The 26,954-nt window shown below is 39.2% G+C and carries 28 protein-coding genes; 10 read left to right on the forward strand and 18 right to left on the reverse strand.

Annotation, left to right across the window (positions count from 1 at the left end; translation table 11 throughout):
- Positions 1–81: 81 nt before the first annotated feature.
- Entirely contained in the window at positions 82–702 is a 621-nt protein-coding gene (locus tag AC5WOC_RS17225; protein WP_496056655.1) for a TetR/AcrR family transcriptional regulator, read from the reverse strand.
- Positions 703–1,102: 400 nt separating this feature from the next.
- Here AC5WOC_RS17225 and AC5WOC_RS17230 point away from each other — a divergent pair, with 400 nt between their 5' ends.
- Positions 1,103–1,366, forward strand: coding sequence for a hypothetical protein (locus AC5WOC_RS17230; RefSeq protein WP_496056656.1), 264 nt, complete (start codon positions 1,103–1,105; stop codon positions 1,364–1,366).
- Positions 1,367–1,410: 44 nt separating this feature from the next.
- Here AC5WOC_RS17230 and AC5WOC_RS17235 read toward each other — a convergent pair whose 3' ends face one another.
- Both AC5WOC_RS17235 and AC5WOC_RS17240 read right to left on the reverse strand, forming a co-directional pair.
- A complete protein-coding gene (locus AC5WOC_RS17235; RefSeq protein WP_496056657.1) occupies positions 1,411–2,145 on the reverse strand; it encodes a YheC/YheD family protein in 735 nt (244 codons plus the stop codon).
- 126 nt (positions 2,146–2,271) lie between these two features.
- Entirely contained in the window at positions 2,272–3,063 is a 792-nt protein-coding gene (locus tag AC5WOC_RS17240) for a hypothetical protein (RefSeq protein ID WP_496056658.1), read from the reverse strand.
- A gap of 268 nt (positions 3,064–3,331) precedes the next feature.
- Between AC5WOC_RS17240 and AC5WOC_RS17245 the strand changes: the two genes are divergently transcribed.
- Together AC5WOC_RS17245 and AC5WOC_RS17250 are read left to right on the forward strand one after the other, a co-directional pair.
- On the forward strand, positions 3,332–4,465 hold the full coding sequence (locus tag AC5WOC_RS17245) for a transglutaminase domain-containing protein (protein WP_496056659.1): 1,134 nt from the start codon (positions 3,332–3,334) through the stop codon (positions 4,463–4,465).
- A 374-nt stretch (positions 4,466–4,839) separates the two neighbouring features.
- A complete protein-coding gene (locus AC5WOC_RS17250) occupies positions 4,840–9,162 on the forward strand; it encodes a PDDEXK-like endonuclease domain-containing protein (protein WP_496056660.1) in 4,323 nt (1,440 codons plus the stop codon).
- Positions 9,163–9,210: 48 nt separating this feature from the next.
- On the opposite strand, the gene AC5WOC_RS17255 is transcribed toward AC5WOC_RS17250, so the two are convergent.
- A complete protein-coding gene (locus AC5WOC_RS17255) occupies positions 9,211–9,537 on the reverse strand; it encodes a hypothetical protein (RefSeq protein ID WP_496056661.1) in 327 nt (108 codons plus the stop codon).
- A gap of 137 nt (positions 9,538–9,674) precedes the next feature.
- Here AC5WOC_RS17255 and AC5WOC_RS17260 point away from each other — a divergent pair, with 137 nt between their 5' ends.
- Positions 9,675–10,013 carry a hypothetical protein gene (locus AC5WOC_RS17260; RefSeq protein WP_496056662.1) on the forward strand — a complete coding sequence of 113 codons (339 nt, stop codon included), beginning with the start codon at positions 9,675–9,677 and terminating at the stop codon, positions 10,011–10,013.
- A gap of 411 nt (positions 10,014–10,424) precedes the next feature.
- Here AC5WOC_RS17260 and AC5WOC_RS17265 read toward each other — a convergent pair whose 3' ends face one another.
- From AC5WOC_RS17265 to AC5WOC_RS17285, 5 genes are all read right to left on the reverse strand, one after another.
- Positions 10,425–10,787, reverse strand: a complete 363-nt coding sequence (locus AC5WOC_RS17265; RefSeq protein WP_496056663.1) for a hypothetical protein — start codon at positions 10,785–10,787, stop codon at positions 10,425–10,427.
- Positions 10,788–10,892: 105 nt separating this feature from the next.
- Positions 10,893–11,249 carry a hypothetical protein gene (locus AC5WOC_RS17270; protein WP_496056664.1) on the reverse strand — a complete coding sequence of 119 codons (357 nt, stop codon included), beginning with the start codon at positions 11,247–11,249 and terminating at the stop codon, positions 10,893–10,895.
- 72 nt (positions 11,250–11,321) lie between these two features.
- A complete protein-coding gene (locus AC5WOC_RS17275; RefSeq protein ID WP_496056665.1) occupies positions 11,322–12,524 on the reverse strand; it encodes an aminotransferase class I/II-fold pyridoxal phosphate-dependent enzyme in 1,203 nt (400 codons plus the stop codon).
- Between the two features lie 23 nt (positions 12,525–12,547).
- A complete protein-coding gene (locus AC5WOC_RS17280) occupies positions 12,548–13,036 on the reverse strand; it encodes an Lrp/AsnC family transcriptional regulator (RefSeq protein ID WP_496056666.1) in 489 nt (162 codons plus the stop codon).
- 465 nt (positions 13,037–13,501) lie between these two features.
- Positions 13,502–14,425 (reverse strand): proline dehydrogenase family protein, encoded by a 924-nt coding sequence (locus tag AC5WOC_RS17285; RefSeq protein WP_496056667.1) that lies wholly within the window; start codon positions 14,423–14,425, stop codon positions 13,502–13,504.
- Positions 14,426–14,581: 156 nt separating this feature from the next.
- Between AC5WOC_RS17285 and pruA the strand changes: the two genes are divergently transcribed.
- Entirely contained in the window at positions 14,582–16,126 is a 1,545-nt protein-coding gene (gene pruA, locus AC5WOC_RS17290; RefSeq protein ID WP_496056668.1) for an L-glutamate gamma-semialdehyde dehydrogenase, read from the forward strand.
- A gap of 48 nt (positions 16,127–16,174) precedes the next feature.
- Here pruA and AC5WOC_RS17295 read toward each other — a convergent pair whose 3' ends face one another.
- Positions 16,175–16,492, reverse strand: a complete 318-nt coding sequence (locus tag AC5WOC_RS17295) for a hypothetical protein (protein ID WP_496056669.1) — start codon at positions 16,490–16,492, stop codon at positions 16,175–16,177.
- Positions 16,493–16,682: 190 nt separating this feature from the next.
- On the opposite strand from AC5WOC_RS17295, the gene AC5WOC_RS17300 reads away from it, so the two are divergent.
- A complete protein-coding gene (locus AC5WOC_RS17300) occupies positions 16,683–17,177 on the forward strand; it encodes a hypothetical protein (RefSeq protein WP_496056670.1) in 495 nt (164 codons plus the stop codon).
- A gap of 327 nt (positions 17,178–17,504) precedes the next feature.
- Here AC5WOC_RS17300 and AC5WOC_RS17305 read toward each other — a convergent pair whose 3' ends face one another.
- The 4 genes from AC5WOC_RS17305 to AC5WOC_RS17320 all read right to left on the reverse strand — a co-directional run bounded on the left by AC5WOC_RS17305 (position 17,505) and on the right by AC5WOC_RS17320 (position 20,408).
- Positions 17,505–17,798 carry a hypothetical protein gene (locus AC5WOC_RS17305; protein WP_496056671.1) on the reverse strand — a complete coding sequence of 98 codons (294 nt, stop codon included), beginning with the start codon at positions 17,796–17,798 and terminating at the stop codon, positions 17,505–17,507.
- Between the two features lie 11 nt (positions 17,799–17,809).
- Positions 17,810–18,589 carry a hypothetical protein gene (locus AC5WOC_RS17310; RefSeq protein WP_496056672.1) on the reverse strand — a complete coding sequence of 260 codons (780 nt, stop codon included), beginning with the start codon at positions 18,587–18,589 and terminating at the stop codon, positions 17,810–17,812.
- A gap of 90 nt (positions 18,590–18,679) precedes the next feature.
- Positions 18,680–19,735, reverse strand: coding sequence for a sensor histidine kinase (locus AC5WOC_RS17315; RefSeq protein WP_496056673.1), 1,056 nt, complete (start codon positions 19,733–19,735; stop codon positions 18,680–18,682).
- The gene (locus AC5WOC_RS17320; protein ID WP_496056674.1) at positions 19,722–20,408 is read right to left on the reverse strand and encodes a response regulator transcription factor; all 687 of its coding nucleotides are present in this window, start codon (positions 20,406–20,408) and stop codon (positions 19,722–19,724) included. The genes AC5WOC_RS17315 and AC5WOC_RS17320 overlap by 14 nt, the downstream gene beginning before the upstream one ends.
- Before the next feature lie 193 nt (positions 20,409–20,601).
- Here AC5WOC_RS17320 and uptA point away from each other — a divergent pair, with 193 nt between their 5' ends.
- Positions 20,602–21,213 (forward strand): undecaprenyl phosphate transporter UptA, encoded by a 612-nt coding sequence (uptA, locus tag AC5WOC_RS17325; protein WP_496056675.1) that lies wholly within the window; start codon positions 20,602–20,604, stop codon positions 21,211–21,213.
- An 84-nt stretch (positions 21,214–21,297) separates the two neighbouring features.
- Positions 21,298–21,486: a twin-arginine translocase TatA/TatE family subunit gene (locus AC5WOC_RS17330; RefSeq protein WP_496056676.1), complete on the forward strand. Its 189-nt coding sequence runs from the start codon at positions 21,298–21,300 to the stop codon at positions 21,484–21,486.
- A 26-nt stretch (positions 21,487–21,512) separates the two neighbouring features.
- Here the strand turns inward: AC5WOC_RS17330 and AC5WOC_RS17335 are convergent, their stop codons facing one another.
- From AC5WOC_RS17335 to AC5WOC_RS17345, 3 genes are read right to left on the reverse strand one after another with little or no spacing between them, the layout of a single operon-like run.
- On the reverse strand, positions 21,513–22,133 hold the full coding sequence (locus tag AC5WOC_RS17335) for a YitT family protein (protein WP_496056677.1): 621 nt from the start codon (positions 22,131–22,133) through the stop codon (positions 21,513–21,515).
- Positions 22,130–23,260 (reverse strand): aminotransferase class V-fold PLP-dependent enzyme, encoded by a 1,131-nt coding sequence (locus tag AC5WOC_RS17340; RefSeq protein ID WP_496056678.1) that lies wholly within the window; start codon positions 23,258–23,260, stop codon positions 22,130–22,132. The genes AC5WOC_RS17335 and AC5WOC_RS17340 overlap by 4 nt, the downstream gene beginning before the upstream one ends.
- Complete coding sequence (locus AC5WOC_RS17345; protein ID WP_496056679.1) at positions 23,257–24,630, reverse strand: amino acid permease; 1,374 nt, start codon at positions 24,628–24,630, stop codon at positions 23,257–23,259. Before AC5WOC_RS17345 ends, AC5WOC_RS17340 begins: the two co-directional genes overlap by 4 nt.
- A 45-nt stretch (positions 24,631–24,675) precedes the next feature.
- Between AC5WOC_RS17345 and AC5WOC_RS17350 the strand changes: the two genes are divergently transcribed.
- Both AC5WOC_RS17350 and AC5WOC_RS17355 read left to right on the forward strand, forming a co-directional pair.
- Entirely contained in the window at positions 24,676–25,356 is a 681-nt protein-coding gene (locus tag AC5WOC_RS17350; RefSeq protein ID WP_496056680.1) for a Crp/Fnr family transcriptional regulator, read from the forward strand.
- Positions 25,357–25,489: 133 nt separating this feature from the next.
- On the forward strand, positions 25,490–25,924 hold the full coding sequence (locus AC5WOC_RS17355; protein WP_496056681.1) for a hypothetical protein: 435 nt from the start codon (positions 25,490–25,492) through the stop codon (positions 25,922–25,924).
- A gap of 170 nt (positions 25,925–26,094) precedes the next feature.
- Here the strand turns inward: AC5WOC_RS17355 and AC5WOC_RS17360 are convergent, their stop codons facing one another.
- Complete coding sequence (locus AC5WOC_RS17360; protein ID WP_496056682.1) at positions 26,095–26,904, reverse strand: HAD family hydrolase; 810 nt, start codon at positions 26,902–26,904, stop codon at positions 26,095–26,097.
- Positions 26,905–26,954: the final 50 nt, after the last annotated feature.

A 26,954-nucleotide genomic window follows, 5' to 3' on the forward strand; every position in this document is an offset into this window, starting at 1 on the left:
TCCTCAAAATGTCTTTTTATTTATTTTTGCACAATGATTAATTGAACGTTCGTTGAGTAAAATAGGAAAAAAAATTTGCAACTATTGAGACCATATTTCCACATAATAATCAACCAATCGCTCCAGATATGCTTGATCCATTTCTATACCCAATAAAATCTTCTGAAAAGTAATATTGGCAATATGAAAAATAAACTGGGATGCAGCTATTGGGAAATCCATTTTCCGAATACGGCCTTGATCGGAATGGGTGGTTAAATAATTCGTTAATATTTCGATAGGCTTCTGAGCCATATCATTAAGCATGTCTAGTTGCTCTTTTTCCAACAAGTTTTTTTCCCTGAGTAAAATTTGGAAATACTCTTCGTCTTGCAACAGACGTCTGTTTATTCTTCGAGCAGCTTCGAAAAGAAACTCTCTAAGCGGTATTTTTTCATGAAATATCTCTGAGGTTGCATCGATTTCCTTCATTCTTTTCTCTTGTGATTCTTGAAGAACAGCCCATAAAATCTCACGTTTACCGCCAGGAAAATAATGATAGGTTAGAGCCTCTGCCATCCCTATCTCTTTATTCAACTGTCTCATGGAAGTAGCATGATACCCATTCGCTGCAAACAGCCTTTTTGCGATATCAAGTATTTGCTGTTTCCTTTTTTCGGCTAGCAGATCTCGATTTGTTTTCTTATCTGTTCTAGGAGACATACAGCATATTCCCTCCTTCAGTACATTTTCATTTACTTAACGTTCGTTGAGTTAATATTAACAACGATTATTTGTATTGTCAATACTTATCCAAAAAAAATTTTTTATTGAACAGTATGATTATCAGTGGCCCATGTAAAAATTTACAACTGACAACCAAAGTAGAAAATTATGAGTGAACGAGATGGGCATGGATATTGGTGGAATATATAAATGCAAAAGGCGTGAATGCAAAAATGGAAGGGCAATTGACGTTGTCGTGTGGAATTATAATGGTATATATTCCTTCTTGGATGTACAATAGAGCTACGAAACTCATTTGCTGGTGGATTACCAAACACTAGCAGCATGGGGTAACCCATGGATTAATCGGATCAATGAGTTTACCAAGGGAGTTGTTATGGCAAAGAAAGAGCGAACTGCAAAGGAACATCTCGATTACTCCATTCGAGAAACACTCCGTACTTGTCGTGAACCCTACCTTGCACTCCACACTTTTTTAGCATATGCAAGGGATCACGAAGGAACTGCTGTACTCCTCGAGCGAGGAGAGGCAAAGAAAATGCTGGATGCAGGCGGACCGAATGTTTACAAAAATGGAAAGTATAGGACAGAAGAACAGTTCAAGCGGTTCCTCGAAAGTCTGAAATCTGAGCTGAAGTAATAACTCCCAGCGGCGGTACCAAATGGTACCGCCGCTGCACTTTGCTAGGCCTTTAACTTTTTCATTCGCATGATCCGCTCATAAGAAGGGCGGTCTTTGCGGAATACCAGCATACCAGGTTTGATATTGATCTCATATATCCAAAGTTTGCCCCGTTCATCGATACCGATATCCAGTCCAAATTCCTTCCACTTTGGAAATGCTTGAGAAAACGTTTCTGTCGCATGGGTGGATAGAACGGTCAATTGATTAATATAGTCTTGTTGTTGTGCTTCATTTAACCATAAATGGTCAGATAATAATTGCCTAATCGGTACAGGAGTTCCTCCGCTGTATGCGTTGGTGGCAACGCCTCGTTTTGTAGCAACCCGCCCAATAATGGCTCCCATTTCCCATTCGCCATCGATTCGCAACAGATGAGTACGAATATCAAATAGGCGATGACCCTTAGTAAAACTAGCGATTCCTTGTTGGATGATATATGGCCGTTTCCTTTTTTCCCGTTGAATACAGGCAAAAAGACCGTCAATCGTGCGAATCTGGTATGTTTTTTGATGATCTCTTGGTTTGACGAGAAAGAAATGATTTGCTTGGTCAATACGAATGACGCCTTTCCCTTGGCAAGAATTATTTGGTTTTACATATACCGTTTTGTATCTATCTATCATGGTACGTAGACTGTTTTTGGAGAGAAGATGATATTCGGGAATATGAGGAGCAACATATGCATTACGAGATAGCAATTTTGCGTTATCTAGTTTACTAATCTCCTTCTGCATTTCTTTCACCAGCCTGTCGGTTTTTTCATAGTTTATGAAGAATGAAAGAGATTGGGAAGAGCATCTGACTAGTGAAGACAGATGCTCTTTGGTGTGTTTGGAGAGAGTAAAACAGCATAAATGAACTTATTTTTTTATATCTACTACAAAAGGTTGCAGGGTGATGTCGGTATTATTGCTGTACCCTTCCATATATATGGTAAAGGCTTGGTTAAATTGGATAGCAGGAAACACAGCAACACCGTTTGAATACGCACTAGGGAGAATTTCTGATTGTATCCCTTTGTAATAATCCGTATCTGGAGGATCTGTTATTTCATATTGTTTTCCATTCTGGACCAAGTGCATGTTCGTTGCTTGAAAAATGAACTTATCTTTGGAATCATTTGTAATTTTCAAGTAGACTCTTGTTTGTTTCTCTGCAAATTCTACTCTCTCTACTTTGATCTTGTTTCCAAATTGATTTATCTCTTTCTGGACTTGGGTAGTATGAATGGCAGGGTAATAAGATGTTATATAATCGGATTTTTCAATTTTTGTGGCAATGATCATAGGAGAGTGCCGGGTTCGATCTTGTGTATTTTTGTACTCATAATCTCCTGCGACTACACCGCTTACTTTGACAAAATCGTCTTCTTTCCAATGATTGGTTTTTCCTTTTATAAATACATCGTTGTTTAAATCTGGGTCTGTAAATATTTGTAGTTCTCCAGATAAGATATCAGAGATTTGTCCATATATCACGATAGAACGATCCTTAAATTTATCAGAATTTGTATAAAAAGTAGGCAACTCTTCTTTTTTCACTAGGTTTTGTTTTGAGAATTTCGCATCACTAGAAGGTTGATCTGAAAATATAGAGGTAACAATAGAATAAATGATTAAAACAATAACAATCGAACCCAATATTTTTCTCATAAGTTATTGCTCCTGAAATAATGGAATGGTTGAATAACAGCATAGCATTCTTTGCGTTGTTTGATGAATGTTTTTATACTATATTTATATATAAACTTAAGAATAAACCATTATTTGGATAAAATTGCACCCGATAAGGAGAATCCTTGTGTCGTCCGTTGTCTCTTAGTTATTATGACTAATGGAAGAAGAAATGAATGAGTAGACCTTTTGTATTTTCCAGATTACACTATTATGATAGACATATGAAAAAAGCTGGAGGACTACTATGCAATGGAATTGGGTAACTATCATCGCTCTCGTTTTATTGGTTAGTCCCTTGCTGATTGGGTTGATTCGAGGACTGCCAAATGAAATAGATAAATTATCAGATACAATTTATTCGATATATACCTCTGTCATCTGGCTCATTTCCTATGGGGCTGCTTTTTGGTTCATACGTTATGTGATGATGCAGAGCAATTGGAATATTTCCTTTCTTGGATGGCTGCAACAAGAACTAAAAGCTAGTATTTTTGCTTGGGTAATAGCATTACCGGTCATTGCAATGCTATGTACTTTTTTGCTTCGCTTGTTATTCCATCCATTCATTCGCCTATTGACCGGAGGTATCGCGAATATCGCCCAATGGACGGAATATTTTCCCACTATCTTGAATCGAATATTGGCTGTTTTGTTTAATATTCCAAAAGCAGCATTACAGACATTGTTTTTTTTATTGATTGCTCATGTTGGTCTTGCCTTTTTACCGACATCGAATGTTTCAAAAATGGTAGAAAGCAGCTCAGTTTATCAATGGTCAGATAAACAGGTGATCAATCCATTGCTTACAAGCGCATGGAGTAAGCAATTACCCGTGTTAGGAAAACAGACAGGTGATTGGTTTCATCAAATAAGCCAAGATGCAGCCAAATACGGACCAAAAGACAGTAAAAGTTTTTGGACATGGCAGACACGTTTTGATTCCAATGAACAGATTGATCAAAAAGCGAGAGAAATCGTCAAAGGTGCGAAAACAGACCGCGAAAAAGCTTATCGTTTGTATAAATGGATTGGAGAGAATATCACCTATGATGATAGAAAAGCATATTCTATCCAATCGGGGAATTACCGCTCCCTTACTTATGGAGCAATTCCGACTTACCAGACAAAAAAGGGGATTTGCTCGGATTACTCTGCTTTGATGGTCGCGATGGGTAGAGCAGTAGGTCTAGATGTTAAGCAAGAGCTTGGAGAAGGGGTTTTACCAGATGGATCTGGTGGACCACATGCGTGGAATGTTGTGTATTTAAAAGATGAACAAAAAAGCATTCCTTGTGATCCAACTTGGGAACATGCTGGAAATTACTTTGATAATAAAGACTTTTACCAGTACCATTATCCGGAGAAAAAAATATTATAACATTGTGAGCGAGAAAATTGACGGTTTAAATCGTAGGATGAGAACAAGAGAATGGAATCTTCCTTCAGCCGTTCAATCTTTGGAGATAGTAAAATTACAAATTTCTCATGTCAATATATGTATAGTCACCGTGGGGAGCACAAGATTAGCTTGGGAATGATATAATCATGAGGCAGATGTCCCAAGAATCTAACGACTTTAGCCGTATGCGGTTGTCAAGAGACAGGATTGAATTCTGTCTTTTTTTGTTTATCTACTTTTATATATAAAAATATTTTGTAGTTTAGTTTTTCCCAGATATTTCTGTATAATTAGATTTATATACTTAATCATACCGTGACATTCGATTATTTCTATTTGCTTGGGGGATCAGCATGAAAGCCGTACAAACAAAAGTAAGCCAAGTGTTTCGTTATTTACGAGAATTAAAGAGGCACAATAACCATATTCACCGTGCGATTACGGATTTTGAAAAACATTGGTGGCTGAGTGATTTAGCAAATTTACCTAGTACACAATTACAAAGCGAACAATTGGAGGAGCATCAATGGATTATCGTCAATCGTATATCATACCCTACTGCCCCTCCAATACCGAATTCCTTACGAGATTGGATACATACATGGGAAAATCCTGATCTGATGCCAATACCAACAACGCAAATGATGAAAAAAGGCGCAGATGAGTCCGATATTACCATAACATTTGACGAAGATAGCAGAAGAGTAGAGGAGTATAAGCGCTGGCTTGCAGAAGACTGGAAACCGTGGTCAGAAGAAGCGAAAGAGAAGCAGAGGGCAAAAGTATTTTATGATGAGTTGTTTTCCCTGCATAATCTTCTGCAAGATGAAGGAGATACATGGGAAATAGCTTTAGGACAAGGTTTATTGACTTGGAATAAAGAAGACATCAAGATTCAACGTCATTTGTTTATTACCCCATTAGAACTCCAATTTAACGCTGAAAAAGGGCAGTTTATTCTTCAGTCGACAAGCAAAGGAACACACCTAGAAACAGATATGATGCTGGGTTTGGATGTACCAAATGTAAATACGGTGCAATCTTTTGATTTAACAGAAGTAAATCCCAAAAATAAGATACTTCTCTCCCATATGCTCATGCAGATGGCGAATTTATTTGATCCGAACAGTGAATTTTGTGCGGAAGAAACTCCAGTTACTGCGATGACTTCTAGGATGAAACTATCCACCAGTCCTGCTATTTTTTTGCGAAAGACAGGAGGGAGAGTTTGGGATCAGGAGTATCAAAAGGTTTTAAACCAATTGGAAAATGATTACCCAATCCCTGACGGGTTAAAGAAGATTGTTTCCTTGGATTCCGATCATACAATAGAAGTTACCTCAAAAGATGATGCAGATCACCATGCGAAAGAGGAAGAATTGTTATTCCCATTAGAAGCAAATGCAGAACAAAAAGAGATAGTCTTCAAATTAACAAAGAACCCTGGGGTAGTCGTTCAAGGCCCACCGGGAACAGGGAAAAGCCATTCCATTGCTAACTTGATCAGCCATTTGCTTGCGAATGGAAAAAGGGTTCTTGTTACAAGTGAGAAAGAACGGGCACTAGAAGTATTAAAAAATAAAATCCCAGCAGAAATTCGTGATTTATGTGTAAGTGTTTTAGGGGCTGACAGCAAATCTGTTCGTGAAATGGAAACCTCTATTCGGACGATTGCAGAAAATCTGGAACGGAAAAATGTTTCTACACTGCAAAAAAAAATTCAACAGTATCAACAAGATCTTGATTTTACTAGAAGACAGATTACTCAATTAAAATCAGATATCAATCGAGCGGCTCAATTGGATAACGAAGAAAAACGCATTGGTGGTGTTCTTTTTACACCACTGAATGCGGCAAAATGGCTGACAGATCACCATCGACATGCTTGGTTTCCAGATGATATTCAAACCGGGACCGGTTTTCCACTTTCTAAAAATGATTTGGTAGAGTTTTATCGACTTGTCTCTACCATTCACAAAGCAGATTTTGCTGTGTTGCATCAAAGACGACCTGATATCCAAACTCTCATTGATACAAAAACTTTTCAAGAGAAAACCGAAATGTTCAAGAAACTTGAACTTAAGTTAGCGGAAAATAAACGGTATGTGAAAGATTGGAATATACCGGATAGTATGCAGCTCCCTCTAGAGCCGATGATTCTGCTGACGAATAAAAGTGCCTCTCATTTAAGCAAAATAGCAGAAGATGCTTGGAAAACTACGATACTAGTAGAAGAAATTCATGAAAAAGAATGGAGCAGATTTTTTGCAGAGTGCAAAGAACAGTTAGCGCAAATAAAAGAGATAGAAAACGAATGGATTTCCTTTGATATTCAAATTGCCAAATATCCTGAGGCAAAAATGTTAGAGGATATTGATTTTATTTTGAAACGAATCGATCAAAATAAAAATAACGGCTGGCTGTTTCAGAAGGTACTTGGAAGAAAATATGCGTATCTTTTTCAACAATGTTCGATTGATCAAATGCCATTGGAGAAAAAAGAACACTTTCGTCTGATTCAAAAATATCTAGGATGTAACCATTTAAAACGGAAATTTTTATTAAAATGGAACCGAGTGATGGAAAAAATCAACGGTCCTACTATTCACAAAGATGATCAAAAATGGATGAGGGATATTGCCAAAATCTTATCCGAAGTGGAAAGCCTCATCCAATGGAATGCAAATGTCATTGTTCCACTCACTCCTTATGTCGAAGAATTAGGTATTCAAGAAGTGAATTGGACAGATGCAAAATGCCTTTCTCAATTGCATCAAGGTCTACTCGTATTAAAAATGTATTACCAATGGAAAGAAATGGATCTGTATTTTAAAGAATTAGCTGCCGCTTTTCAAATGGAAAAAGATCAAGAAGATACACATGAATCTTGGGGTAAGTTGTATGAAGCTTGTCGACAAAAAAATATTTCCTTGTGGATAGATACATGCAAACAGTTAGAACGACTGGAAAAAGTTTATCCGGAATTTTTACGTTTGAAAAATTACAAAAACCGTTTGGAAGAAGTATGTCCGAAATGGTGTAATCAACTCTTTACGGAAGACTACGATCCCAAACGATTATTTCCAAATGATTTGCAAAAAGCGTGGATATGGAGTCAATTGAACCATTGGTTAGAGGCTTTAAACCAGCAAAAATCAATCGAAAAGTTAGAAGAAGAACTCCAATTACTGCAACAAAAGGAAAAATCGTTAATTGAAAAGTTAGTTTCTGAACGGACATGGAAAGCACAAATAGAAAGAACGACAGAAACGCAAAAGAGAAGTTTGATTACATGGATGCAGTTGATCAAAAAAATTGGCAAAGGAACTGGCAAGTACGCTGCTAAATACCGTAAAAGTGCAGCGCAAGAGATGATGCAGTGTCGGGATGCTATTCCGGTTTGGATCATGCCCATACAACGAGTAATTGAAAATATTGAACTCTCTGCACAATTATTTGATGTAGTGATCATTGATGAGAGCAGTCAAAGTAACTTATTTTCCTTGAATGCTTTGCTGCGTGGCAAAAAAGCGGTAATTGTAGGGGATGATAACCAGATAAGCCCAGAAACAGTGGGTTTAGACAAATCTCGAAATCATGAATTGATCAGGCAGCATTTAAAAGATATCCCTCAAGCGGATCAATTGGAGTTGTCTACAAGCTTGTATGATTTAGCAAGTCGAGTTTTTACCAATAGCAAGGTTATCTTAAAAGAACATTTTCGGTGTGTCCCGGAAATCATACATTTCAGTAATGATTTGTTATATGGCGGAAAAATGGACCCATTGCGTTTGCCGCATGCAAATGAAATTTTTGATCCAGCTGTTTCTGCAATTCACGTGACAGAAGGTTACCGCAAAGAATCTGCCAAAGCACTGAATGAACCAGAAGCGGAAGAGATCGTAGATCATATTGTAAAATGCTGTAAAGATGAAAAGTACACTGGAAAAACAATGGGAGTTATATCACTGCAAGGCTATGATCAAGCACAACTGATTGAAAATTTACTCCGCGAAAAACTAGGAGAAGCAGAAATGATCAAAAGAAAGTTAGTCTGTGGTGATGCCTATCGTTTTCAAGGCGATGAAAGGGATATTATCTTTTTATCGATGGTTGCTGCCAATAATATGCGTTTTGCATCTTTGACAAAAGAATCGGATCGACGCCGTTTTAATGTTGCTGCGAGCAGAGCAAGAGATCAAATGATTTTATTCCATTCTGTTCATTTGGATGATTTGAATCCGCAATGTATACGATACCAGCTTTTACAGTACTGTCAAAATCCTAAGAGAACCCAAAGAGCAGTAAGGGAAGTAGAGCATTTATTTGATTCTGTTTTTGAAAAAGAAGTTTATCAATTGATCACAGCCCGCGGATATCGAGTAACTCCGCAAGTACAGGTTGGGAGTGTTGGCAAAAGAATTGATTTGGTAGTGGAAGGTATCCACAATCGCTTAGCGGTTGAATGCGATGGAGAGCAGTGGCATGGTTTGGATCGTTGGGAAGCCGATCAAGAACGACAACGTATCTTGGAACGAGTAGGTTGGAAGTTTTGGCGCGTTCGAGGGAGCAGTTTTTATCGTGATCCTGAAGCGGCATTGAAATCACTGTGGGAAAAATTAGAGGAAATGAAGATTTATCCGGTTATGGATCAGATGAGTGATCTAGTCAGATAGATGTTCGATCGTTTGGGTCTAGCAAATTTGCTAGACCCAATTTGTCATCTATTCTTTTTCCCAGATGACATGGTTCACATTATTTTTGATCGCTGTGACTTTTACATCGGTAGAGAAAGTAGAAATGTTTCCGCCAACGTTCGGTTTAGATTTGATATTGCTCTCATTCAAGAGCCAGTCGATCTCTCCGTTAGGACGATTCAACCAATGCAGAATGCAGTAATTGTTCTTTCCGCCGCGAGTAAGCATTGTGGTAACATACTCTGTAAGTTTACTGCGGAAAACGGTGAGTTGTGCCTTTGTAGGGTGGAGGTTTTTTATCTTTTTCACCCAAAAATCAACGGTAATTTCCACTGCATTTGTGGACTTTGCCATTTTTTCTCCTTTTTGTCTATATGGGAGGATGATTTTATTTTAACAGACATATGTGGAGAAAGGAGTAATGTTTCCAAATGATTGTTTCATTTGATAAAATAAGCATACATCATCCCTAAGGTCCGTTGGAGGGCATCATGGCCAGCACTTTCGAGCAGCATGCAGCAGAAGCAGAACAGCAGCTGAAGGAGATCGGAAAGAAGCGAACAGCCCAGCGGGCAAAGGCGCAGGAAGCTCTCAGTAAGGCAGATTCCACTTGCCATTCGTTGCGGATGCAGGCGGATGCCTTGATTGATGCAGATCGCATCGATGAGGCAGCAGTGACAGCTCGCCTGAGGAGTTCCATCGCGTTTCAGGCTCTCATGATCGAGCGTGCTTTGAATTCAGATCCGATCGGCGACCGTTACATGGAGTACTACAACAAGCTGATGCCGCTGCTCAAGCAGGCAGAAGAAGTTCTCAGCGGTTCGGAGTGATCCGCTGATCCCTTAGGGGATAGGGGCAGTACTATAGTATTGCCCCGCAAATTATAACATTGCGAGCGAGAAAACCCACGGTTTCAATCGTGGGATGAAAGCGAGCGTTGAACGAGGGTAAGGAATTTTCCTTCACTAGTTCAACCTTTGGAAAAAAGCAAGTTTGCAAACAAACATTCCCATGGTAATATATGTATAGTCGTGACAGACGAAAACCAAGTTTGCTCGCGGCAAAGAAGAAATCAACAAATATAAACCGTGGGGCGCACGGGGTTAGCTTGGTAATGAAATAGTCATGAGGCTATGGTCCCAAGAATCCAACGGCTTTAGCCGTATGGAGTTGTCAAGTATATCTCTTTGCTTATATAAATTAGGTGACCGGACTCATGGAGTCCGGTCTTCTTTATTGTGCTAAATATTTTTCGTGTCAATTTTGACAGTAGAAGCAAGAAGGTCAAGCTCTGGGATAAACTTACCTCTTTCCAGAAGTTTAAACGTCTTTTTCCCGATTTTGAAATTTTTCTCTCCTGTTGTTACCGAAAGAGTCTGATTGCTCCTAAGATTGAAAGAGACAAATTCATCTTCATAATCGATTGCTACATATCCTCCAGTACAGCTGATTTCTCTATTTGACCAACTGGGAGAATTATTTTTTGTAGGTTCGATTGAAATGCTGATTGGGCCATACGAAAAAGTATAGCGCTCGCCACTACGCCCTCGTTCTGGGAGATAGCGGCTCTTTACTGGCTCACTCAGTTTCCAACTATTAGGCATGTTTCCTCCAAAGGGAACAATAAGACTTTTCTATTATATCGAATTTGAATGGATTAAAAAAGCGTGAGACTAGGCATAATTTGCCTAGTCTTTTTGAGTTATCTCTTAGTTATCACGTACTTGAGCGATTGCAATCTGCTTCAGGCGATCCATATCAGGAATGAACTTTTTGTCATCATAGTACTCAAAGTTTTCATCTTCAACGCTGAAGGTTTCCTGTCCGTTTTCGATCGAAAAGGTCTGATCATCCGAGAGGTTGATCTCCAATGTTTTCTTTTTATAGTCGATGAAAATCGTTCCGCCCTTTACATTAACCTTTTTATCAGTCCACTGTACATTGTTACGTTTATCGATAGGAACCTCAATGGTGATATTCACTGAACCATGTGAACCCGAGAACATATAGAGGTTATCACTGGAGATAGGGCGCTCAGCTTTATTGAGGATGTTCCAATTCGACATGACTCTCCTAAGAGTAGCTCGGTTTCTGTTTACCTCCTTATTATATAAAAAAAGACCTGAGAGGGTCTTTTTTTATCCTAACTGCAAGTGAGCTTTTGGTTTTTCTTTTCTTTTGCGTTTCATAAAGCGATTCATTCGTTTCATCGCTTCGCCTAATCGATCCAATGATGTCGCATAGGAACAGCGAATATGCTCCGTTCCGCTTGGTCCAAACACTCCGCCTGGAACGACTGCCACCCCTTCTTCCAGCAGAAGTTGTTCGGCAAATGTTTCCGCATCAAGACCTGTAGAAGCGATTGAGGGGAATACATAAAATGCTCCTTCTGGATTCATACAAGTCAATCCCATTTCTGATAAGGAGTGCACGACAAAACGGCGTCTTCGATCGTATTGCTGCATCATATTTTTGCATTCTTGCAGTCCATTTTCCAAAGCTTCTAATGCGGCAATCTGGCTCATACGCGGTGCACAAAGTGCTGTGTACTGATGAATTTTCAGCATACCGCGCCAAAGCACTTCTGGAGCAGCGATAAAACCAATCCGCCATCCTGTCATCGCAAATGCTTTGGAAAAGCCATTGATCAAAATAGTATGATCTTTCATGCCCTCAAAGGATGCAATGGAGACATGTTTTTTGCCTGCATAAGTTAATTCAGCATAAATTTCATCCGTAATGACAATTAGTTCATGTTTTTTGACAAATTCGACGATTGGTGCATAATCTTCTGCTGTCATGATCGCACCTGTAGGGTTATTAGGAAAACAAATGATAAGTGCTTTGGTTTTTGAGGTTACTCTGCGTTCCAAATCTTCCACACGAAGTTTAAAGCCTTCTTTTGCATGTGTAGCAACAGGTACAGGAATACCGCCTGCCAGAACGACACATGGTTCATAGGAAACATAAGATGGCTCTACGACTAATACTTCATCGCCAGGAGATATGATTGCACGTAATGCGAGATCAATCGCTTCACTTCCGCCAAAAGTTGTTAAAAGTTCTGTTTCTGGGTTGTAGTGCAGCGAAAATTGGTTTTCCAAATAGACTGAGATAGCTTTTAATAGTTCAGGCAGCCCTTGATTGGAGGTGTAACTGGTTGGTCCATGCTCCAATGAATCAGTAACCGTTTTGCGAATGTGATAAGGAGTAACAAAATCTGGTTCCCCTACTCCTAATGAAATTGCATCAGGTATTTGGTTTACTAAATCGAAAAAACGACGTATTCCAGATGGAGCCATATCTCGGACGATCGGAGATAATTTTGACTCTAAATCCATGACAACACAACCTTCTTCCGTAATTAAGGAGCAATATGCAGACGATTATCGGGTCCTTCAGAATCGAGAAGTACATTTGCTTCTTTGTATTTTTTTAAGACAAAGTGTGTTCTAGTGTTTACAACAAAATCAAGCGGGGCAAGTTTTTCTGTCACAAAGCGACCAACTGATTCGAGTGAATCCACTTCCAATGAAATAGATAAATCATATGCTCCTGACATCAAGTATACGTTTACAACTTCTTCATACGTAGCTATTTGTTTGGCAATCACATCAAAACCATATCCGTGTTGAGGAGTTACTTGGACATCGATCAAAGCACGAACTCTTGGTTTGCCGATTTTTTTCCAATCTATCACACATTGGTAGGCAATAATAGCTTGATCTTTTTCTAAGAGTGTAATTTCATTTTCCACTATTTCTATTGGCTGATTTACTATATGCGAGATTTGCTCTAAGGTGAGTCGAGCATTTTCCGATAGAATCGAAAGGATTTCTTCTCTCAGTTTCAATATACTTCGCCCCTTTCTTTTGCAAAGACTGCAAAAGCTGCGTTCCTTCTATACTAATATAAAAAAAGAGCCAGTGGGCTCTTTTTTTGGTGTGAAGCTCGGTTTCTGTGTGTATGATCTTAATAGAAACCAGAATCTTAGTGGATTGACAACTCCGTACGGCTAAAGCCGTTGGATTCTTGGGACGATAGCCTCATGACTATTTCATTACCAAGCTAACCCCGTGTGCCCCACGGTTTATGTTTGTTGATTTCTTCTTTGCCGCGAGCAAACTTGGTTTTCGTATGTCATGACTATACATATATTACCATGGGAATGTTTGTTTGTAAAATTGCTTTTTTCTAAAGGTTGAACTAGTGAAGGAAAATTCCTTACCCTCGTTCAACGCTCGCTTTCATCCCACGATTGAAACCGTGGGTTTTCTCGCTCGCAATGTTATAAAAAAAATGACAGGAAAATATTTCTTTAATTTTTGAATAAATTTTTAATGATAAAAAGTGCATTTGCTGGTCTTTCGGCAAGCCGTCTGGTAAAATAAGGGTACCATTCTTTGCCGAATGGGGTGTAGACTCTTACTTTGTATCCTTCGGATATCAGCTTTTTTACTAAATCTGTCCGAATTCCATATAACATTTGGAATTCATAAAGATTGTCAGCAATTTTTTGTTCTTTTATCCATTGTAGTAATGGATAAATCATATTTTCATCATGTGTAGCAATTGCTGTGTAAGCACCATTTTTCAAATGCTGTTTTACCAAAGCGATAAATTGGCTGTCCACGTCTTTTTTTGCTGGAAAAGCTACCTCTTTGGGTTCTTTGTAAGCTCCTTTTACAATACGGAGATTTACCCCCTGTTTTCCTAGGTTCTCTACATCTTCTTCTGATCGATAGAGATAAGATTGGATAACCAAACCAATGGTAGCGCTTCCAAATTCGGTGAGTAATGTTTGGAAAATGTCTATGGTTGCATCTATGCGCGGTGTATCTTCCATATCTACACGTAAAAAATTGTCTGTGGATTTTGCTTTTGCAACAATTTTTCTCATATTTTCGAGGCAAAAAGAAGAATCTATATCTAGACCGAGTTGTGTTAATTTGATCGAGACATTGGTTTTGGTCAATTTTGCTTTGAAAATTGCTTCATACGTATCGATAACCATGTTTGTTGCTGCCAGAGCCTCGTCACGTGATGTGATACTCTCTCCTAGATGATCGAGTGTCACCCAAATATTTTGATCGTTCAATTCTTTGGCGCGGTTTATTGCCTCCTCAAGCATTACACCAGCAATGAAACGGCCTGCGCCAAGTTTTAAACCGTATTTGCTTGCAAGAGAGCGAACAGCTCTATTGGCAGCCAGAGACAAAACTATTTTTCTTGCAAGTGACATTTTCGTTCCCCCACTGTAGTGAATAAATTTTAAGTTACAGTTATTATTATACAAATTCTAGAGAAAATAGACAATATATGTTGCAAATGATTGTTTTTCACGTTTTTGTGCGTTACAATTTTAATGATTTATAAAAAAATGTAGGAGGAAGTATGGATGATTCCCTTTCGTAATGAACCGTTTACCGATTTTTCCCAAAAAGAAAACCGCAAAGATTTTGAAGCTGCTCTAGATAAGGTAAGATCCCAGCTTGGTCAGCAATACGATCTTATCATTGGCGGAAAGCATATTAAAACAGAACAAACAGTGGATTCCATTAATCCTTCCAATATAAAAGAAGTGATTGGAGTTGTTCATGAAGCAGATGAAAAGCTCGCTGAAAAAGCAATGCAAACAGCGGTAGAAGCTTTTTCATGGTGGAAACATGTTGATCCAGCTGCGCGGGCAGGAGTGCTTTTTAAAGCTGCAGCAATTTTACGCCGAAAAAAACATGAGTTTTCCGCTTGGATGGTATTAGAAGCTGGAAAAAGCTGGCCAGAAGCGGATGGAGATACAGCAGAAGCGATTGATTTTATGGAGTTTTATGGCAGAGAGATGCTTCGCTTGAGCGAACGCCAGCCTGTAACTCCATTAATTGGAGAACATAATGATCTTGTTTATGTACCAATGGGTGTAGGAGCGATTATCCCACCTTGGAATTTTCCTCTAGCGATTACGGTAGGCATGACAACTGCTGCGATTGTTTCGGGGAATACTGTAGTTTTAAAACCGGCAACTCCAACGAATGTAATCGCTTACCAATTTGTCAAAATACTTGAGGAAGCTGGATTACCAGCAGGTGTTGTCAACTATGTGCCTGGTCCGGGTACTGTTGTTGGAGAATATTTGGTAAAACATCCATTGACCAGATTTATATCCTTTACTGGTTCTCGTGGTGTAGGTCTGCGTATAAATGAACTGGCTGCTAAAACAGTTCCGGGTCAAAAATGGATCAAACGAGTGGTAGCAGAGATGGGTGGAAAAGATTCTATTGTAGTTGATGAAGATGCAGATCTTGATTTGGCAGCGGATTCCATCGTGAAATCAGCTTTCGGATTTGCAGGTCAAAAATGTTCTGCTTGCTCACGGGCGATTGTTCATCAAAATGTGTATGATGAAGTGCTAGCAAAAGTAACGGAAAAAACAAAGAGTCTCAAACTTGGAGAAGCGGACGATATTTCGATCGACCTAGGCCCTGTTGTTGATGACAAAGCATATAACAAAATTTTAGAGTACATTGAGATCGGGAAAAAAGAAGGTCGTCTTGTAGCAGGTGGTGAAAAAGGAGATGAAAGTGGTTACTTTATTCAGCCGACTGTCATCGCAGATGTAGATCCTCAAGCCCGCATCGCCCAAGAAGAGATTTTTGGTCCAGTTCTTGCGTTTATCAAAGCAGACAGCTTTGACCATGCGCTCGAAATTGCCAACAATACAGAGTTCGGCTTGACGGGTTCTGTGATTTGTCGTGACCGACTAAAAATAGAAAAAGCACGCAAAGAGTTCCATGTCGGAAATCTATATATCAATCGCAAATGTACTGGTGCTTTGGTAGGCGTTCATCCATTTGGCGGATTTAACATGTCTGGTACAGATTCCAAAGCTGGTGGACGTGACTATCTCTTGCTCTTCTTACAAGCGCAGTCCATTTCGGAAGCACTCTAATAAATAAATACTTATTTTGTGTGGTGATCGTTATGATCACCACTTTTTTTAACCAGGAAATAGTGTTGCGGTGAGATAAGGCAAGATGATTTCAAGCATTGGCTTGGAGTAACTGCCGAAAATTTTTTTTTCTATCTTTCGGCGATGTGCATCTACCATGACAATTTGCAGCCATGGAGTAAGCAGTTTTTTATCTCTTGTTTGGACAAAATTACGAAGTGCTTGGTAATCTCTTACTCGTGACTCCAATGTAAGAATCGTATCTTCATGCAAGTCCTTGTTTTGAGAAAAAGCGGAGATATCTTTTCTGAGTTGGTTTACTATCTGATCTATTGTAGAAAGGACAAGTTGTTTGGTGATATTCATTGGATATCCTTTTGTAGATGGAAAATCAAATATATGCATTATTATACATAAAAACGATTATTAATGCAAAATGGAAAACATAATTCGTGTGTCAAGGTAAGTAAAAGATGTTCGATATCGTAATTTATTGTTGCTTCCTAGAAAATCGAATATAATTTATAGTAAGTTAGCTATGAGCTAAGGGGTAAGGATGGATCAGGCTAAGGTCGTCGATGCACTGAACGAGTTTTTTCGGTCACTGTTCGAAGACATCGTAAACGCTGCTGAACTCCGATTTGAAAAGGAGAAAGAGGATCGATTCTATGGTCGAACGCCGGATGGAATCGTCCCCTCCGATGTGTATCGATACAACGTCGAAGCACTGCTCGGGAAAGTGGAGATGCCTTCCAAGGTGAAGGAAGACTTCATGGGACAGCTGGAAAAGCTTCTGCAAACGGGAGCTGCTTCCAGCCAGCTTTTGGTGGAGGATCTTATCAAAAAGCTTCAAGCGCACCATGACGAAATCCTCTATCAGATCGAGGACAAAGTCAATAACCATGAAGGGGATATTTACGACGAATCGTATGTGAGTTACGATGTGGCCGATATTGCAAGAGATCAGTTGAGGCCGACGTTGGAATATGCAGACTCCACCAGTGCTGCTCGAGGGCTCCGTGGCATTTTGATGTCCATCGGCTGCTCTTAGTTCGACTTCGGCCACCAGAATGATAGTTTGGTGGCCGAACTGCTTTTATATAATTGATTTAGGTAAGATCATTTGAGGAAGAAGAAAATGAAGGTAAAAAAGATAATAGGACAGATTTGATAATTCCTGATTGGAGAAATTACAGACTGTTGTCGGCTGAAAGCCCACGGTTTCACAATGTAGCCCGAACAGCCAAATTCTCCATTAAAAAAGCTCGTTGACGAACATATCAACAAGCTTGCTTTTGTTTTAAATGGGGGGATGCGATTTTTCGGAAACCGAAAACACATCCCATCCTACGAAAGTAGGGTCCCCCCCCCATTTGGTTCATCTACAGTAGCCGGCGAAGAAGTAGATGAGCGCTTCTACTGTTGGATGGTACTCCAACAGCAAAGGTTTGCCTCTCTGAACGCGATCGATTTCCATTTCGATTTGCAGCTGGTAGTCGTCCATGATCAAACAACCTCCATCTGCAAATTCACGCAGGATTTTGATCTGCTGTTTCCCATCATGATCAGAGATGAGATGATCGAGTTCGTCAATGGCGTCTACAGCTTCTGTTTCCGTCTGGATGAGCATGGATGGGCCTTTCATCGCAGGAATGTTTCCACTATTATACAATATTCCGTCTATTATCGGTACACTTGAATTGAATCAATGGAAAAATCAATCGGCTGATCGCCTTGCGGGGCACGATTATCACTGCTGACGGATAAATTGGCAATCATATATGCTGACCAATCGATACCGACACCTGTGTGATCGGAAAAGACAGGATGTAAGTTATCTTTTGTTGTTCCTACATACCATGTGTTATTGTTTACCCCTAGTTTTACTCCGATATATAACCATTTCCCAACATCAACTAAGTCTTTATTTTCATAGAAATATCCTGCCGGGTTTACGTGATTCGTAAATTCCAGCGTATTAGGTTTATCGGAATGCCACTCAAAAGCATCAATTTCATTTCCGCCATTTTTCCATGTCCAAAAACCAGGCCAAGCACCGCTGTTTCCCGTTGGGAGTTTGGCATGGATGAGCATAAAGTCACCTGCTTTTACTAAAAACTGATTACCACCAGAATCACAAGAATCCCCTGTAGTGACAAGACCCGTATCCCATGTCCCATTTTGATTTTTTGTAGCTTGAATATTCAAATTCCCATCTGCTACTTTCATTGCATCTGTAGTTAATTGATCATACTTATCATTCTTAGGATTGCTTGTGCAAAATTCATATGCTGCTGTCTGCCATCCCCATTTTTTTCCTGAACCTGCTTGGAGGTCTTGAAAATCTTCGTTAAATAGAACTTTTCCATTCGTTGGATTATCTTCAACAGCACCTGCCCATTGAGGTTGAAAACACAAACACGCAAGTAAAGCCATACTAGTAACAGACAATTTCTTAAACAAAAAGATCTGCCTCCTTATCCAATACTTACTGTTATTGTAAAGGAAGTAAGGGCGGAATATTTTGTCTAATTAGCAAAAAAAGGCATGTTTCTATGATGCCTTTTTGAACAGAGCGGGAATAGATACGACAAATGTTGTCCCTTTGCCTAATTCGCTTTGAACTTCGATTGCTCCATGATGCAGATCGATGATTTTTTTGACAATCGACAGTCCCAGTCCACTGCCAGCTTTATTTCGATTACGTGATTTATCTCCTTTGTAAAAACGCTCAAAGATATGCAGCTGATCTTCGTTGGATATTCCAATACCTGTATCCGTAAATCGGACTATCATCTTATCGTCATCTTTTTCCATCGTAATGGTGATCATGCCATTATTTTCGGTGAATTTGATACTATTATGCAAAAGATTACTCCATACTTGATTGAGAAGGTCTTGGTCTGCAACAATTTCCACAGGGGTTAATATCGGTTCAATGGTGATATTTTTCTTTAACCACTGCGGTTCATTTACCAAGATAACTTGTTGCAGCTGTTTGTCTAGTCGATATTTTGTTTCGTGAAAAGGATGATGTTCGGATTCCAGTGATGTTAATTTCATTAAGTTATCGCTCAGTTTGGATAGACGAATGCTTTCGGTAATTATGATATCGATATAATGTGCTCGTTGCATTGGTGTTAGTCCATTATTTTCTAATGCTCGTGCAAATCCTTGTATGGAAGCTAGAGGGGTTTGGATTTCATGAGAGACATTGGAGATAAATGCTTGTCGCATTGCCTCCATTTCACTCAATTCTTCTGCCATGTCATTAATACTCGTCGCAAGAGTAGCAAAAGGATGTCCTATGTTTATTTTATCGAGGTTCACCTTGATATTAAAATCCCCTTTGCTGATTTTACGAAGTGCATCAATAAGGATATAAAATACATCGTCCCGACGAGAACGAAATAGTTTTCCTATTATATAAAAGGTGGAGATCATCAGCATAAACCCACCAATACCAATCACCAAGTCTTTGATATATTCGTTTGTGACAAGTCCTAATGTAGGAAAAAGCAAGTGGACAAGCCAATAAGATATGGACCAAAACAAGGTGACAATTGCTATGCCTGATAATCCCCCCAAAATTCTTTTAAATCGAGCCATTTTTGTGAACCTCCAAACGGTAGCCTAATCCCCTGACGGTGCGAATTGCAAACCCATATCTTTTTTCTGGAAACTTTTCACGCAAGCGTTTGACATGCACATCGATCGTTCGCTCATCCCCTGCAAAATCATAGCCCCATATTCGTTCGATCAAATGCTCACGTGTAAGGGTTTTATTAGGATAATTCGCGAATTCAAATAACAATTCGAATTCTTTTAATGGAATGGACGATGAAATTTGATTGTGTATGATTTCTTGAGAACTGCGATCTAATAGCAATTCACCCACTTGAACACGGTTAGAAGAAATGATTTGATAGCGTCGAAGCAGTGCTTTTACACGCATAATCAACTCTTCTACTTCAAAAGGTTTGGTTAAATAGTCATCTGTACCTAGACGAAAACCTTTCACTTTATCTGTTGTTTCCCCTTTTGCTGTCAGCATAAGGATAGGAAAATCGTAATATTTTCTCAGTTCGGCGCATAGTTCATAACCATTCATATGGGGCATCATAATATCTAATATCACCATATCCACTGAATGTATCTCCAATTGTTGTATTGCGTTTACACCATCTATTGCTTCTACTACTTCAAAGCCTTCTTGTCTCAAAAAGAGACTGACAACCTCACGAATGTGATCATCATCATCTACCACTAAAATTCGTGCCATGTTGCGCTCTCCTTTCTGGGTTATACTTAGTATAAAAAAAAAGTATGAATAGAAGATGAACAGACAACTCTTGGAGGGCAAACAAAAAAGCGAACAACTAGATCGATTGTGTGACAATCATCAAGGAGAGTGGACGAGTTTTCATCTGTCGTCTATCATCAAATAAAAGAAGCTGTAGAAAAAGGAGCAAAACATGGAGCATATCTTTTATTCCATACTAGAATGGTTAACGGAACTAGGCTATTTTGGGATTGCCCTCGGGTTGATGGTAGAGATAATCCCAAGTGAGATTGTCCTAGCATATGGTGGTTTTCTAATCGATTCTGGTAAGATCAATTTTGTAGGAGCTGTAATAGCAGGTACGATCGGTGGAGTAATTGCACAACTCTTTCTCTATTGGTTAGGGTATTATGGCGGACGACCATTCTTAGAAAAATATGGTAAATTTTTATTGATAAAAAAGAGTCACTTGGATATATCGGAAAAATGGTTTAAAAAATATGGTACAGGTGTTATTTTTGGTGCACGTTTTATCCCAGTTGTTCGACATGCAATTTCCATTCCAGCCGGAATAGCAAAAATGTCTGTGTATCGGTTTATTTTGTTGACTACACTTGCTATTATTCCTTGGTCTGTACTCTTTTTGTATTTAGGAACACAATTAGGCAGTAATTGGAAAAATATTGAGCAAGTTGCAGGTAAATACATAGACGATATTGCAATCGTAGCGATCATTTTGTTTGTATTATACTTCGGGTTTCACTGGTGGGCAAAACGCCGAAAAAACCGCTCTGCTCAGAAATAGTTAGAAGCAAGATTTTTCCGTATTGGTTTTTGCCGTTTTGGTAGTATAATATAAAATGGTGAGTAAATGTAGGGAGGAAAAAAGATGGGTATTAACGGATTTGAATGGATTCTCATCGTGATCGTTGCACTCCTCCTTTTCGGTCCAAAAAAACTACCTGAGCTCGGAAAAGCAGTCGGAAAAAGCTTTCGTGAGTTTAAAAATGGGATGAGTGGCGTTTTGGATGACGAAGAGAAGAACGTTGCAAAGAGTGAAACGCAAAAAGAAAAATAATTTTTTTAAATAAGAAAAAGAACATCTCACGGAGAATGGAGATGTTCTTTTTTTTGTGCCTGCGGAAACTTTTTAAGAACGATGTTGACAGTGAATGTTGTGACATAAAGAGAAAGGACAGTAAGGATTGCTTTTTGCCATCCAAAAAGATAGGTACCGGCGATGACGATAGCTGTATTGATCCAAAACATTGCTTTGCCTATAGACCAAGTATACTTCTGATGAATGACAACAGACAGAATATCAGTGCCTCCGGTTGTTCCACCAGCGGTTATAACGATTCCGATGCCAATCCTAGAAAAGACCCCGCCTGCAATTGCCCCAATGACAGGAGAAGAAACAGCTGGAAGAAATGCAAATGCAGAAAGGAGAAGGGACAAGCTCACCGTTCCCCATATGCTTTTGAGTAGAAATCTGCTTCCGACAGAACGCCAGCCGATCAAAAATAAAGGGATATTGAGAGAAAAATAGACTATTCCTAATGAAATCGGGAAAAAATGTACAATCAAGAGCGCAATACCGCCTGTTCCAGACACTAATAAATCATTTGGTTCAATCAACAAATGAAATGCACTTGCGAGAATACAGGTGCCAATTGTTATCCAAAGATAAGAAAAAATTTCTGGCTTCCATACTTGTGGTTTCATTGTTCTAAACTCTCTGCTACAAGGTCTAATGCTCGATCGATTTCTTTCTCTTCTGTGAAGAAATGCGGTGCTAGGCGAATGACATCGGCTCTTGCTGAGCCAATGACATCATTCTCAGCCAAATAAACTTCCACTTTGTGGGCATCTCCAACACGAATCGCAGTCGATGCTCCTTTTTTGCTGGAATCTTGTGGACTTGCCACTTCTAAGCCTCGTCTATTTGCTCCATCGATAGTATAGCGGGATAGTTCCAGAATGCGCTTTTCGATGCGTTCTATTCCTACTTCTAATAATAAATCCATTCCTCCGCGAGCAGCAAATGCAGCAATAACAGGAGGAGTGCCAGTATTAAATCGTTTTGCTCCTTCGGCAAAATCAAGGTGAGTTGCGTTAAAGTAAAATGGGTTCACTCGACCAAACCATCCTGTCATTGCTGGTTCGATTTGTTCTGCCAACTCTTTTCTTACATATAAAAATGCAACTCCAGGAATACCAAGCAAATACTTTAAATTTCCTGATGCAAGCATATCGATATCTAGTTCTTTTACATTGATATCGCATGTTCCTAGTGATTGATATGCATCTACAAATAATTTTGCTCCAAATTGATGGGCTTTTTTGGCAAATGACGCTAGATCTTGTTTTGCCGCATTGTAATATCCAACATGATGGATGGAGACAAGTGCCGTATTTTCGTCAATAATATGCTCCAGCTGATCGGCAGAATACAGCCCATCTTCAGAAGAAAGAAAAGTAACATCTAGTAACCCTTTTTTGGTAAAGCTATTCCATACATGTCCAACTGATGGAAACTCCGCCTCTGTAGTGATGATTTTTTTTCGATTCTGCCAAGGCAAGGTTGTTGCAATACTTGTAACAGCATCGGAAACACAACTAACTACAGCTATTTCTTCCGGCTCAGCATGGATTAATTTTGCAAAACTAGCCTTTGCTCTTTCTACTCCGGTCATCCAATAGTCCCAATCCATACCGATTGTTCTCCAGTTATGAAAATAAACTTCCATTGCGTTTAAAACTGGTATGGACTGCGGAGCTTGGGAACAGTTTCCTAAGTGGATTTTTTCATTTAAGATTGGGAACAGATCACGATATGCTGTTAGACTCATTGGTGAGCTCTCCTTCCATAAATACGATAAGAAAGTAAGACAAGGATGATCCAAGGTATGCCAAAATACCAAGCGTACTGCCAATCAGGACTAAATAACATGGTGATAATGATGCCTACCAGTAATAAAAGTCCGATTAGAGCCGGAAATGGATACATTGGTGAGTAATAGGACAACCCTGGAATTTTTCCATTTTCTTTACGAAATCGTAGAAAGGTAATGAAAATCATAATCCATACGAATATACCGCCGAAAATGGATATCCCGAATAATTGTCCAAATGCATCTGGTGTCAAGACGTTGAGTAACATTGCGATTGCTAGTCCGATACTTGAAACCAACAAGGCATTTAATGGTACACCGCGTTTGCTCAATTTCCCTAACGCTTTTGGAGTATAACCGCCACGACCGAGGGAAAACAGCATTCTGCTGCACAAATACAAGTTTGTATTCATGCTGGACAGTGCAGCAGTCAGTACAACAAAGTTCATAATTCCAGCTGCATATGGAATACCAAGGTGTGAAAATACTTTAACAAAAGGACTTTCCGTTACGGTTTGTGCTCCGGTATGTTCCCAAGGAACGACAGCGAGCATGATCCCAAGCGATAAAATATAAAACAAGATCAATCGCAATACCATGGAGCGCATTGCTTTTGGAATTGCTTTTTGCGGATCTTTTGCTTCTCCTGCTGTTACCGCTACTACTTCCACTCCGTAAAAGCTAAAGATTGCCATTAATACAGCCATCCAGACACCTGAAAATCCATTAGGCATAAACCCGCCGCTGGATGTATAGTTGCTAAAACCAGTAGGGGCAGAACCTAAACCGAAAATGGCACAGATTCCTAGAAGAATAAAAACGACGATTGCTGTTACTTTAATAGTTGAAAACCAATATTCAAACGCGCCAAAGTTGTTGACTGATCGTGCATTCACGAAGATGATGATGGCAGCAAAGATAATGATCCACAGCCAAGTAGGTGAACCAGGGAACCAATATTGCATATAAAGGGCAACTGCTGTCGCTTCTCCACCAATGGCTATCACTTGCGCTGCCCAGTACGTATAGCGAACCAAGTATCCAGCCCAGGGACCTATATATCTCTCTGCATGGGAGCCGAATGAACCAGAGGTTGGATGGGCGAGTGTCATTTCAGATAGACACATCATCATGGTCAATGCGATAATAGCCGCAATAGCATAGCTAATCAACACACCAGGTCCAGCATAACCAATGGCAATTCCTGATCCCATGAATAAACCAGTACCGATCGCTCCACCGATTGCGATCATGGTCAATTGACGTTGTGACAGCTTCCTCTGTAAATCGTTTTCTCGTTCAAAGATTGCTTCTTGTTGTTTGGACATGGTTGTCACCTCAATCGAATATGAGTATATAAAGAGGCAGATCAAATGCAAAATAAGAAACAAACATCGATGTGGATTGAAAATTTACAATTTGATTGGACATCGTTTTACACTCAGTCAAAATTGATATCGCTAGCAAAACATCAAATGATTTTTGGACAAGAGGAACCAACTGACCAAATTTATGTGGTGATAGATGGTCGAGTTCGACTATCAATTACCAATAAGTTGGGGGAAGAAAAAGCGATCATGATTATTGGTAAAAATGGTATCATCGGTGATCTCGGTCTTTATGCGACAAATACATATCTTACAAGTGCGATTACTGTTTCTCCCAGTCAATTACTTGTATTTCCCGCGGATGTGTTTCGAAAACTGCTGGAAACTCATCCACATCTCCTCCAGTTCTATCTCATGAATGTTGGAATGAAGTTCCAAGTAATGACTATGCAAATTGTGGAATTATCCTATCGCAGTGCGAGAGCGAGAGTGTTACAACTTTTCATTCAGCTTGCCCAAACTTACGGTATAGAAGAACATGGGAAAATCCGGATATCCATTCGTTTTACCCAGCAAGAGATGGCAAATGTTGCAGGTACTTCACGGGTTACTGTCGCCCAGATTTTCCAATCTCTCAAGGATCAAAAAGTTATAACAAAAGAAAACGGTTACATTGTTTTATCTTCGATTGCTACATTAGAACAATGGAGAGAGAAGTTTAAGTGACTAGCTCAATTGTAAACATTATGTGACATTGGTTCTGTAAAGTGCTTTACATTTTAGTTGGTAATAATTTGTGTAAATATAATTTGGAGTATAATAAAAATAGGATACGGCTAGAACTAGAAGGGTTGTACTCATGATCATTTTAGAGAAGTGCAAAACGGATTCACGAATGGACGAAGAGCTTCTGTCTCTGCTCGAATCAAATGTGGAGAGTTTGGTAAAAAGATTGAAGCATGCTGGTTTCCGTTATGTGGGGTACAAGAAGGCTTACCGAGAGTTCGGCAATGATGATAGTGGATCTCCTTACTATCAGACATGGAAGCTCACCTTCTTTGATCCGTGTACAGGATATCAGTGGGAATTAAGGCAGCTCTGGTATGATGGGAATGGAACATATATATACCAAACCGAGTACACAAATGAACGAGAGATCACTTGTGATACGCTTAAACTACTTGTAGAAAAAAAAGAGTATCCGGTCTATCGAGATCAAAATCTCCGCGATTTCGAAGTAGTGAATGCTATTTTGGCAACTCGTCCAAAGTCCAAAATCAAACGGAAGAAGTAATGCCAATCCTAAAAAGGACCACATCTGTGGTCCCCAAAAATTATGAACAGCAAAAGTAATTTATATGGTAATGAAAATAAATTTGGTTGGTCTGTTTTTTCCAATAGAAGCAGTCCACGTATAATAAGCAAAAAAGCTGTTCCAAAATATAATTTGGAACAGTTTTTCAGCTATTTTTGTTTAACAGAGAGGTTTTCATTGTATGCTAAGACCCAATCAACTGCATCGGAAACAGAATCTACAACGATATTTCCTTCTTCTTTGACAGAAGGTTTTGCAACACTCATTACGAAATTATGAGGAATGGCTTGAAACATAGGAATGTCATTTTCTGAGTCTCCGATACATGCTACTTCGGTTATGTCGATTCCGAGATGTTTGGCAAGATGACGGAGTCCGTTTCCTTTGTTTACTCCGAGTGGCATTACATCTAGACAGTGTGGTGCAGAGATAAATGCATCAATTTGTCCTGGGAAGGTTTGCAGCAATAATTGTTTTAGTTGTTGTAATTCTGGTCCATCACCAAGATAACAAAACTTGCTGGGGCGGAAGTTAACTCCGATTTTTTGGTCTATACTAGGATCAAAGACCAATTCGATAGCGACTTGTTCAGATTTTCGTTCTATGAATTCATTTTCTTCAGCGATATACATGGTACGAGCAGTACCGATAAAACAATACATCCCAGCTTCTTTACCAACTTTGTAAATTTGTTGAGCTAGTGCTGTTTCAAAATAACCATCATAAATTCTTTCTTCTGTATTTAAATAAATAAACGCACCATTTTGACAAACGCGATGGAAATCACCTGGCACGTTATGAATAACTTGATCTATTTCTACTTCATTTCGTCCCGATGCAACTGCAACTTCCACACCATTTTTTTGTAATCTTTCCAGTGCGTCAAGGTTATGTTGATCAATCTGTTTTTCCGCATTTAACAATGTATCGTCTAGGTCAGTAGCAAAAAGCCGTATCATAAACATAAATCTTCCTTTCCGAAGGTAAGACTGCAATATTTTATTTTTGA

The sequence above is a fragment of the Shimazuella sp. NTD247 genome (assembly GCF_059510415.1).

What these genes read in the sequence shown, in the direction of transcription:
- AC5WOC_RS17225 (WP_496056655.1), bottom strand. Translation starts at nt 702, where the DNA reads ATGTCTCCTAGAACAGATAAGAAAACAAATCGAGATCTGCTAGCCGAA.
- AC5WOC_RS17230 (WP_496056656.1), top strand. Translation starts at nt 1,103, where the DNA reads ATGGCAAAGAAAGAGCGAACTGCAAAGGAACATCTCGATTACTCCATT.
- AC5WOC_RS17235 (WP_496056657.1), bottom strand. Translation starts at nt 2,145, where the DNA reads ATGCAGAAGGAGATTAGTAAACTAGATAACGCAAAATTGCTATCTCGT.
- AC5WOC_RS17240 (WP_496056658.1), bottom strand. Translation starts at nt 3,063, where the DNA reads ATGAGAAAAATATTGGGTTCGATTGTTATTGTTTTAATCATTTATTCT.
- AC5WOC_RS17245 (WP_496056659.1), top strand. Translation starts at nt 3,332, where the DNA reads ATGCAATGGAATTGGGTAACTATCATCGCTCTCGTTTTATTGGTTAGT.
- AC5WOC_RS17250 (WP_496056660.1), top strand. Translation starts at nt 4,840, where the DNA reads ATGAAAGCCGTACAAACAAAAGTAAGCCAAGTGTTTCGTTATTTACGA.
- AC5WOC_RS17255 (WP_496056661.1), bottom strand. Translation starts at nt 9,537, where the DNA reads ATGGCAAAGTCCACAAATGCAGTGGAAATTACCGTTGATTTTTGGGTG.
- AC5WOC_RS17260 (WP_496056662.1), top strand. Translation starts at nt 9,675, where the DNA reads ATGGCCAGCACTTTCGAGCAGCATGCAGCAGAAGCAGAACAGCAGCTG.
- AC5WOC_RS17265 (WP_496056663.1), bottom strand. Translation starts at nt 10,787, where the DNA reads ATGCCTAATAGTTGGAAACTGAGTGAGCCAGTAAAGAGCCGCTATCTC.
- AC5WOC_RS17270 (WP_496056664.1), bottom strand. Translation starts at nt 11,249, where the DNA reads ATGTCGAATTGGAACATCCTCAATAAAGCTGAGCGCCCTATCTCCAGT.
- AC5WOC_RS17275 (WP_496056665.1), bottom strand. Translation starts at nt 12,524, where the DNA reads ATGGATTTAGAGTCAAAATTATCTCCGATCGTCCGAGATATGGCTCCA.
- AC5WOC_RS17285 (WP_496056667.1), bottom strand. Translation starts at nt 14,425, where the DNA reads ATGTCACTTGCAAGAAAAATAGTTTTGTCTCTGGCTGCCAATAGAGCT.
- pruA (WP_496056668.1), top strand. Translation starts at nt 14,582, where the DNA reads ATGATTCCCTTTCGTAATGAACCGTTTACCGATTTTTCCCAAAAAGAA.
- AC5WOC_RS17295 (WP_496056669.1), bottom strand. Translation starts at nt 16,492, where the DNA reads ATGAATATCACCAAACAACTTGTCCTTTCTACAATAGATCAGATAGTA.
- AC5WOC_RS17300 (WP_496056670.1), top strand. Translation starts at nt 16,683, where the DNA reads ATGGATCAGGCTAAGGTCGTCGATGCACTGAACGAGTTTTTTCGGTCA.
- AC5WOC_RS17315 (WP_496056673.1), bottom strand. Translation starts at nt 19,735, where the DNA reads ATGGCTCGATTTAAAAGAATTTTGGGGGGATTATCAGGCATAGCAATT.
- AC5WOC_RS17320 (WP_496056674.1), bottom strand. Translation starts at nt 20,408, where the DNA reads ATGGCACGAATTTTAGTGGTAGATGATGATGATCACATTCGTGAGGTT.
- uptA (WP_496056675.1), top strand. Translation starts at nt 20,602, where the DNA reads ATGGAGCATATCTTTTATTCCATACTAGAATGGTTAACGGAACTAGGC.
- AC5WOC_RS17330 (WP_496056676.1), top strand. Translation starts at nt 21,298, where the DNA reads ATGGGTATTAACGGATTTGAATGGATTCTCATCGTGATCGTTGCACTC.
- AC5WOC_RS17335 (WP_496056677.1), bottom strand. Translation starts at nt 22,133, where the DNA reads ATGAAACCACAAGTATGGAAGCCAGAAATTTTTTCTTATCTTTGGATA.
- AC5WOC_RS17340 (WP_496056678.1), bottom strand. Translation starts at nt 23,260, where the DNA reads ATGAGTCTAACAGCATATCGTGATCTGTTCCCAATCTTAAATGAAAAA.
- AC5WOC_RS17345 (WP_496056679.1), bottom strand. Translation starts at nt 24,630, where the DNA reads ATGTCCAAACAACAAGAAGCAATCTTTGAACGAGAAAACGATTTACAG.
- AC5WOC_RS17350 (WP_496056680.1), top strand. Translation starts at nt 24,676, where the DNA reads ATGCAAAATAAGAAACAAACATCGATGTGGATTGAAAATTTACAATTT.
- AC5WOC_RS17355 (WP_496056681.1), top strand. Translation starts at nt 25,490, where the DNA reads ATGATCATTTTAGAGAAGTGCAAAACGGATTCACGAATGGACGAAGAG.
- AC5WOC_RS17360 (WP_496056682.1), bottom strand. Translation starts at nt 26,904, where the DNA reads ATGATACGGCTTTTTGCTACTGACCTAGACGATACATTGTTAAATGCG.